Source organism: Rhodoferax sp., from assembly GCF_011391645.1.
Taxonomy (GTDB): Bacteria; Pseudomonadota; Gammaproteobacteria; order Burkholderiales; family Burkholderiaceae_C; genus Rhodoferax.
This window is the reverse complement of the sequence record NZ_JAABQC010000123.1, coordinates 1-7,066: the sequence shown is the minus strand read 5'-3', so window position 1 is coordinate 7,066 and position 7,066 is coordinate 1. Positions and strand designations below refer to the sequence as shown.

Annotated in this window: 9 protein-coding genes and 1 tRNA gene; 4 read left to right on the top strand and 6 right to left on the bottom strand. The window is 63.7% G+C overall.

Annotated elements, in window-relative coordinates:
- Positions 1 to 97: 97 nt before the first annotated feature.
- A complete protein-coding gene (locus tag GPS82_RS12755; protein ID WP_296495312.1) occupies positions 98 to 1,633 on the bottom strand; it encodes a Wzy polymerase domain-containing protein in 1,536 nt (511 codons plus the stop codon).
- Positions 1,634 to 1,738: 105 nt separating this feature from the next.
- On the opposite strand from GPS82_RS12755, the gene GPS82_RS12750 reads away from it, so the two are divergent.
- From GPS82_RS12750 to GPS82_RS12740, 3 genes are read left to right on the top strand one after another with little or no spacing between them, the layout of a single operon-like run.
- Positions 1,739 to 2,188: a nuclear transport factor 2 family protein gene (locus tag GPS82_RS12750; RefSeq protein WP_296495310.1), complete on the top strand. Its 450-nt coding sequence runs from the start codon at positions 1,739 to 1,741 to the stop codon at positions 2,186 to 2,188.
- A 38-nt stretch (positions 2,189 to 2,226) separates the two neighbouring features.
- A complete protein-coding gene (locus GPS82_RS12745; RefSeq protein ID WP_296495314.1) occupies positions 2,227 to 3,198 on the top strand; it encodes an alpha/beta fold hydrolase in 972 nt (323 codons plus the stop codon).
- Positions 3,199 to 3,210: 12 nt separating this feature from the next.
- Positions 3,211 to 3,750, top strand: coding sequence for a DUF2946 family protein (locus tag GPS82_RS12740; protein WP_296495308.1), 540 nt, complete (start codon positions 3,211 to 3,213; stop codon positions 3,748 to 3,750).
- 9 nt (positions 3,751 to 3,759) lie between these two features.
- On the opposite strand, the gene GPS82_RS12735 is transcribed toward GPS82_RS12740, so the two are convergent.
- Positions 3,760 to 4,317, bottom strand: a complete 558-nt coding sequence (locus tag GPS82_RS12735) for a c-type cytochrome (RefSeq protein ID WP_296495307.1) — start codon at positions 4,315 to 4,317, stop codon at positions 3,760 to 3,762.
- 91 nt (positions 4,318 to 4,408) lie between these two features.
- On the opposite strand from GPS82_RS12735, the gene GPS82_RS12730 reads away from it, so the two are divergent.
- A tRNA-Arg gene (locus GPS82_RS12730) sits at positions 4,409 to 4,484 on the top strand.
- 13 nt (positions 4,485 to 4,497) lie between these two features.
- Here the strand turns inward: GPS82_RS12730 and GPS82_RS12725 are convergent.
- Genes GPS82_RS12725 through GPS82_RS12710 form a run of 4 tightly spaced genes read right to left on the bottom strand, consistent with a single transcriptional unit; the run spans position 4,498 to position 6,839 of the window.
- The gene (locus tag GPS82_RS12725) at positions 4,498 to 5,130 is read right to left on the bottom strand and encodes a glutathione S-transferase (protein WP_296495305.1); all 633 of its coding nucleotides are present in this window, start codon (positions 5,128 to 5,130) and stop codon (positions 4,498 to 4,500) included.
- A complete protein-coding gene (gene yghU, locus GPS82_RS12720; protein WP_296495303.1) occupies positions 5,127 to 6,002 on the bottom strand; it encodes a glutathione-dependent disulfide-bond oxidoreductase in 876 nt (291 codons plus the stop codon). The genes GPS82_RS12725 and yghU overlap by 4 nt, the downstream gene beginning before the upstream one ends.
- Positions 6,003 to 6,045: 43 nt before the next feature.
- Complete coding sequence (locus GPS82_RS12715) at positions 6,046 to 6,447, bottom strand: DUF393 domain-containing protein (RefSeq protein ID WP_296495302.1); 402 nt, start codon at positions 6,445 to 6,447, stop codon at positions 6,046 to 6,048.
- Entirely contained in the window at positions 6,444 to 6,839 is a 396-nt protein-coding gene (locus GPS82_RS12710) for a DUF4149 domain-containing protein (protein ID WP_296495300.1), read from the bottom strand. Before GPS82_RS12710 ends, GPS82_RS12715 begins: the two co-directional genes overlap by 4 nt.
- Positions 6,840 to 7,066 lie beyond the last annotated feature (227 nt).

Here is a 7,066-nt window from a genome sequence, read left to right as displayed (position 1 = left end):
TTCCAGGATTGGGACATGACTTGGTTCCTTGGGATGAATGGTTGACTTCGCTCGAATGATAGCCGCCTGCTTCACTCCGTTCGCGACCCCAGGTTGTTCATGGAACGACTGCTTGCCTGTTACCGTCTTGTGCCTGGCGCCAGTCTGCATAAGCTTTCGGAAACGCCACCTGCAGGCGCGCCAGGTAATAGTCGGCCTCCGCATCGCGGCCCAGCAGCCGGGCGCTGTCGATCACGCTCTCGGCCACCGTGGCCTCTGGCGAAAAATGCAACATTTCCTTGGCCAGCAGGTTCATCTGCGCCGCGTTGCCGGGGGTGAGTTCGGTCGTGGTGAGCCTGGCAAATCGCACATGGCCCTGGTACAGCCAGACATCGCGGATCTTGTCGTGCGTGTTGTCGCGGTAGGCCGGCGCGCGCCGCTCGGGGGTCAGATAAATTTGGCTGGCCACATGGTATTGCCAGCCGGCAAGCGCGCAGAAGCTGAGCAGCACGCCCGCACTGGCAGCTTGCAGGTAGGGCGCCACAGACTTTTTGGGGGGGCGGTTTTTTGACACCAGCAGCCACACGCTCAAGCCGGCGGCCATCTGGAACGGGCCGTACCAGAGCGGGTATTCGAGCAGGCTGTGCAGCAGGATCACCGCCAGAATTACCCAGGCCATTTGCCGGCTGGCATCGCGTTCGCGCCAGGGCTGGGCGCGCCAGGCCAGCCACAGGCCGCCGCCGCACAGCACCGCAGCCAGCGGCACCCCCAGTTCCACCGCCAGATGCAGGGGCAGGTTGTGCGCGTTGTCCAGAATGTCGCAAAAGCGCGCGCCGGGGTAGAGCGTGATGAAGTGGGCGTAGTCCAGCTCGCCCCAGCCCCAGCCCAGCCAGGGTTTTTGCGCGATCAGGTAAAGCACATTGCGCCACAGGGTGAGGCGGCTGCTGCACACGGCGTCGCCCGATCGCAACCGGGCCCAGGCGCCGCTGGTCAAGGGGTCCAGTCCGGCCAGCCACGGCAGTGCCCAGGTGGCCAATGCGTAGCTCAGCACGGCGGCCAACAGCACCCGCTGCAGCGCCGGCCCGGCCCGGTTTGAGGCCCCGTGACCACGCGTGCGATGCTGCCAGTACAGGCTCAAGACCACCACCAGAAGCAACTGCAACAGGCCGGTGCGCGAGGATGAGGCGGCGTTGCCGGCACCCAGCAGCACGGCCAGCGCCAGCGCCACAACGCTTGCCGCGCCAGGCTGCAGCGGCCCAAGCCCGCGCCGGGGGGAATCTGCCTGAGCCACCCACCACAACAAAGCCGCCAGCCCGATGTTCATCAGCGTGGCAAACTGGTTGCGCTGGCGCAGGTTGCCATAGGCCTCGCCCGCCCCGGTGTGGTTGACCCACTGCCCCAGCCAGGCGCTGGCACCAAAATACTGCAGCAAGCCGATCACGGCACTCACACCCGCCGCCGCCAGCCAGGCCAGAGCCATGGCGCTCACCCAGTTGGGGCGCTGCGACTTCAGGTGGGCGCTGGCCCACAGCAGCAGCAGGCCGGCCGCGCAAACCCAAGCAAACAGCAGCGGCACCACGGCAGAGCTTGGCCCGGGTGAAAACGGGTTCAGCCAGGGCAGGGTGATGAGGATGAAAGCAGCAAACAGGCGCATGGGTGCGCGATTGTCCGTCAAGCGCGCGGGTGACCACGACGGGCCGGGCGCGCCGGCCTGTTTGAAAGCGCGTCAAAATCAGGCCCTATTGAATGAGTGCGCACCATGACCAAAGCCAAAAAAATCGCCGCCATTGTGGGGGGATCCTCCGATGAGGTTGAAGCCGCCTTTTATGAAGCGCTGCAAAACGCCGACCTGGAGCGGCTGATGGCGTGCTGGGCCGATGACGACGAGGTGGTGTGTGTGCACCCCGGCGGCCCGCGCATGATTGGTCTGGGCGCCATCCGCTCGGCATTCGAGGCCATGTTCAACAACGGCACCGTGCGTGTCCGCCCCGAAGGTGTGCGCAAGATCGAATCGCTGGGCAGCGCGGTGCACAGCTTGCGCGAACGCATTGAACTGCTCACCCCCGAAGGCCCGATTGAGGCGGTGGTGATTGCCACCAATGTCTATCACAAGACCGCGCAGGGCTGGCGCCTGGTGGCGCACCACGCCAGCCCCGGCAACGCCCGCGAGCCGCAAGACATCACCGACACACCTCCCGTCCTGCATTGAACCCATCACTTCTCTCCAGCCGCACCGCAGCTGCCGCCATGCACTACCGGGCGCCCTGGTGGCTGCCCGGTGGCCATGCCCAAACCATCTGGCCGGCATTGCGGGGCCGCACCGGCCCTCTGCCCGTGCCGCCCTACCGGCGCGAGCGCTGGCCGACGCCTGACGACGATTTTGTCGATGTGGACTGGCTCGATGCGCAGCCCGGCAACGCCACGGCACCTTTGCTGGTGTTGTTTCATGGGCTGGAAGGGTCCTCGGGCAGCCACTACGCGCTGGCGCTGGGCCACTGGGCACAAGCGCAAGGCTGGGGCTTTGCGGTGCCGCATTTTCGGGGTTGCAGCGGAGAGATCAACCGCGCCCCGCGCGCCTACCACTCGGGTGATTTTGCGGAAATTGGCTGGATTCTGGCGGCTTTGCGGGCCCGGCACACCGGTCCGATTTGCCCGGTGGGCGTGTCGTTGGGCGGCAACGCCCTGTTGCGCTGGGCGCAGGAGGCGGGCAGCAGCGCGGCCGGCTTTGTGCAGGCGCTGGCCAGCATCTCGGCCCCGGTTGACCTGACCGCCAGCGGCGAGTCGATTGGCCGCGGCCTGAACCGGCAGGTTTACACCCGGCTGTTTTTGAAAACCATGAAGCCCAAAGCGCTGCAAAAGCTGGCCCAGTTTCCTGGCCTGTTTGATGCCCGGGTGTTGAACGCCGCGCAGGATTTGTACGACTTTGACAACGTGTTCACCGCGCCCCTGCACGGCTTTAAAAACACCCGCGACTACTGGCTGCGCGCGTCGGCCAAGCCGCGCCTGGCCGACATCCGCCTGCCCACCCTGGTGGTCAACGCCTTGAACGACCCGTTCGTGCCCGCCAGCAGCCTGCCCCGGCAAAGTGAGGTGGGTTCAAGGGTGACCCTATGGCAGCCCGGGCACGGTGGTCATGTCGGTTTTGCAGCCGGGCCGCCACCGGGCCACCTGCAAACGCTGCCGCAGACCGTGGGTGCCTGGTTGAAAGCACACTGTTGACAGGAGAAATAAATGGACGACATCGTCAAACAAGCCATGGCCAAATGGCCCAACGTGCCCAATTGCTATGGCTGGCTGGGTCTGGATGCGCGTGGCAACTGGTACCTGCGCGACGACCGGGCGCAGGCGGCAGGGGCCTTTCAGAGTGGTCTGGCGGGCAGCAAGGGCTCCTTGCTGACGCACGAGAAACTGATGGATTTCATTGCCCGCAACTACCTGCCGGATGACGCGGGGCAGTGGTTTTTTCAGAATGGCCCGCAGCGCGTCTATGTGGAACTGCAAGCCGCGCCGCTGGTCTGGCGGGTGCAGCCTGACCACACCGTCAAAGACCACCTGGGCCGGGCCGCCAAAGTGCAGGGCGCCTGGCTGGACGAGGCGGGCCACTTGTACCTGGCGTCAACGGCCGGCCTCGGGCTGGTGCACACCCAGGACATGGGCCTTGCCGCCGAGGCGGTGGAACTGGGCCTGTGGCAGCCGCAAGCGGCAATGCAATGTGACTTGCCCGGCCAATTTGGCTTTGTCAAAAGCCCGCAAGCACTACAAAATAAGTAGCGCCTGCGCCTATTTGGCTTCTGATGCCGTGGCAGCGGGTGCCTCGGCCCCGGCGGCGGCTTCTGGCGCGGCGGGCTCTTCAAACTTGGCGCCGGCGGCATTGGCCATGTAAGCCACGGCACGGCCCACCTCAAAGTCGGCAAAGGCGCCGCCGCCCTGGGCGGTCATGTTGCCCTTGCCCTTGAGGGATGCGTTCAGCAGTGCGGCATAGCCGGTGGCAATGCGCGGTGCCCAGGCGGCGGCATCGCCAAACTTGGGTGCGCCCAGCAGGCCCGCGTCGTGGCAGGTGGTGCACTGCGCCTTGTACACCTCTTCACCAGTCCTGGGTCCGCGCTTGGCCTCGCCCAACTCCAGCATGCCCACTTTTTGAATGCGCCTGGCCACCGCTTCTTCAGACATGTCAGGGGCGGTCCGGCCACCACTTTGCGTTGCGTAATAAGCCGTCAGGGAGCCAAGCACCAACAGTGCAAGCCCGGCCAATGCGAGGTTCGTTTTGGTTGGTTTCATTTTGCTGGCGCCGCGAGCGGCGTGCGAGTCGTGGTCTGTGGTGTGGCGGGGGTCGCTCATGATGGCCTCAAATCAAAGTTGGGTTCAAAATCAGCTTCCAATTATATGGTTGGGCCCTTTTCCAAACCCCCCTACAATCTCCCGTTCAGTTGCGGCTGTAGCTCAGTGGATAGAGTATTGGCCTCCGAAGCCAAGGGTCGTGGGTTCGATCCCCGCCAGCCGCACCAATCAGCAGGTCATCTACAAGGCCATCGATGGCCGCTGAGCCATCGCCGCGCGCCAGCGCAACAGATTGGGATGGCGTTCATCGGGCCTGACTTTGACGATGCGGGCAAAGTCGATCGCCACGACCGCCAGGATGTCAGCCACACTGAACTGCCGCGCCGCGACAAAGTCCCGGTTGTGCAGTTGCTCTTCCAGGTCCATCAGAAATTTCTGCAGCCTTGCCAGCCCGCGCTCGGCCAGTTGGGGAATTTGCTCGTAGTTCGCCGGCCCAGGCAAGGCACGGTGCAACATGGCGGCAGAAGTGTTGCGAAATGCCTCTGCAATTGGCATGAATCCTTCAAACTCGATACGCCAATGCCAATCCGCAATCTCAGCCTTGTCCATCGGTGTCACGCCCAGCATGGGTGGGAGCGGGTACCGCGCCTCCAGATAAGCGGTAATGGCCGCGTTGCTGGTCAGCATGACGCCCTCTTCAGTCAGCAACGCAGGCACCGTGCATTGGGGGTTGATTTTTCGGTAAGCCTCGCCGAGTTGCTCACCCGTTTTCAAGTCGACCTGCACGGTGGCGTGGGCGATGCCTTTTTCAGCCAGCAGAATGCGCGCGCGACGGGGGCTGGGTGCGGTGGCGCAGTCGTAAAGCGTGATCATGTTGGCGCCTGCAGTTTGTCTTGGGTGCGGGTGTCGAAGTCGCTGGCGTCGTGACGTTCATGCAACTGCGACGCCAGTGGCCCGCTGATGCGATTGACCATGCGCCCGCGTTGGACCGCCGGGCGCTTGGCAATGTCGTCAGCCCAGCGGATGACGTGGGTGTACTCGTGGACCTGCAGGAACTCGCCAGCCTCGTACACCAGGCCCTTGACCAGCGCCCCGTACCAGGGCCAGATGGCCATGTCGGCAATCGTGTACTCAGCACCGCTGACATAAGGGTGGTCGGCAAGTTGCCGGTTGAGCACATCGAGCTGGCGTTTGACTTCCATGGCAAAACGGTCGATGGCGTATTCGATCTTGGTTGGCGCGTAGGCATAGAAGTGGCCAAAGCCGCCGCCCAGGTAGGGCGCGCTGCCCATCTGCCAGAACAACCACGACAGGCACTCGGCGCGTTGGGCTGGCTTGGTCGGTAAAAAGGCGCCAAATTTTTCGGCAAGGTACATGAGTATTGAGCCGGATTCAAATACCCTGATCGGCTCGGCCTCACTGCAGTCCAGCAGTGCCGGGATTTTTGAGTTGGGGTTCACCGCGACAAAACCGCTGCCGAACTGGTCACCCTGGTTGATGCGGATCAGCCAGGCATCATATTGCGCACCCGCGTGGCCGAGTGCCAGCAATTCCTCCAGCATGACGGTAACTTTGACACCGTTGGGAGTGGCCAGCGAATACAACTGCAGCGGGTGTTTGCCGCGCGGCAGTGCAGCCTCGTGGGTTGGTCCGGCGACAGGTCTGTTGATGTTGGCGAATTGACCCCCATTGGCTTTGTCCCAGGTCCAGACCTTGGGTGGGGTGTAAGCAGGCAAATCAGACATATGAGGGGCTCACTTTCTGGCGCTGGCAAAGCTGCATGATATTTCAAGCGCTGCCGACGCGACGTGCCCAGCGTTGCAAGCGGGGGCGAAGGTGCAGGAAGCCGCGGTACACCAGTTCCAGCAGCGGCGTCACGCCGGGCAGGCGGCCTGCGCGGCCGAGCCAGCGCCAGCCCGGCATGGCCAGCCACAGCGCCACAAAAGCGGCGGCTCCGCTGAGCACGCTGCCGTCCTTTTGGCGCACGTGAAAGCGGGCCAGATACCGGGCCTGGTCGGCCGGATCCATCGCCATGCCGGCCTCACTCACGTCCAGCCACACCACCTTTTCAAGCGGGGTAATGGCTTGGTACAGGCCGATTTCCCGCCGGCACAGGGGGCAGGCCCCGTCAAACATCACGGTAAGCGAGTCGCAGTCGCTCACCGGCGCGGTGCATTGCGGCTGGCTCATGCGGCCCGTCCGCCGGGGATCAGCAAACCGATGAGAACGAGCAGCTGTGCCATGTTGAGACCCACGCTTGTCCAATGCAGCGTCTTGAATTCAGCGCCCCGCTTTTCATCGCGCGCGCGGTTGATGCGGGGCGTGAGCCAGAAGCAGCTGAAGAAAAACACCGCCGCGCAGCCCAGCAGTGCCGCCTGGGCGACCAGACCATTGGCTCCCACCGTTGCCAGCGCAGTGGTCACGCCCAGGAAAAAGAAGTATTTTGGAAAGAATTTCCGAACATAAGCCGCAGCCCACTCGGGCGGCAGTGCGGTAAATATGGTGGGTGCCACGGCCACGGTGAAAAACACCATGATGCCCACGTTGCCAGCAATCAGCAGGTTACTCAGGTAGTGCCACATCAGAAAGTCCTCCGGGGCAAGCAGGACGGGATGGGCATAGTGCGGGGGTTGGGTGAAACAGTGGTCATGGGTAGCCGTTTTGTTGGTGCCAGAACATGCTGGAATGTGTGTGGATCAACATCCGAAAGCCACGCTGCTGTGGCGCAATGACTGGCTGGAGGCTTGCAGCTGGTGCGCAGCGCAGGCAGAGAACCGTGATTACAGCGCTCTGCCTGCAATGGCTGTAT

What these genes read in the sequence shown, in the direction of transcription:
- GPS82_RS12755 (WP_296495312.1), bottom strand. Translation starts at nt 1,633, where the DNA reads ATGCGCCTGTTTGCTGCTTTCATCCTCATCACCCTGCCCTGGCTGAAC.
- GPS82_RS12750 (WP_296495310.1), top strand. Translation starts at nt 1,739, where the DNA reads ATGACCAAAGCCAAAAAAATCGCCGCCATTGTGGGGGGATCCTCCGAT.
- GPS82_RS12740 (WP_296495308.1), top strand. Translation starts at nt 3,211, where the DNA reads ATGGACGACATCGTCAAACAAGCCATGGCCAAATGGCCCAACGTGCCC.
- GPS82_RS12710 (WP_296495300.1), bottom strand. Translation starts at nt 6,839, where the DNA reads ATGTGGCACTACCTGAGTAACCTGCTGATTGCTGGCAACGTGGGCATC.
- GPS82_RS12745 (WP_296495314.1), top strand. Translation starts at nt 2,227, where the DNA reads ATGCACTACCGGGCGCCCTGGTGGCTGCCCGGTGGCCATGCCCAAACC.
- GPS82_RS12735 (WP_296495307.1), bottom strand. Translation starts at nt 4,317, where the DNA reads ATGAGCGACCCCCGCCACACCACAGACCACGACTCGCACGCCGCTCGC.
- GPS82_RS12725 (WP_296495305.1), bottom strand. Translation starts at nt 5,130, where the DNA reads ATGATCACGCTTTACGACTGCGCCACCGCACCCAGCCCCCGTCGCGCG.
- GPS82_RS12715 (WP_296495302.1), bottom strand. Translation starts at nt 6,447, where the DNA reads ATGAGCCAGCCGCAATGCACCGCGCCGGTGAGCGACTGCGACTCGCTT.
- yghU (WP_296495303.1), bottom strand. Translation starts at nt 6,002, where the DNA reads ATGTCTGATTTGCCTGCTTACACCCCACCCAAGGTCTGGACCTGGGAC.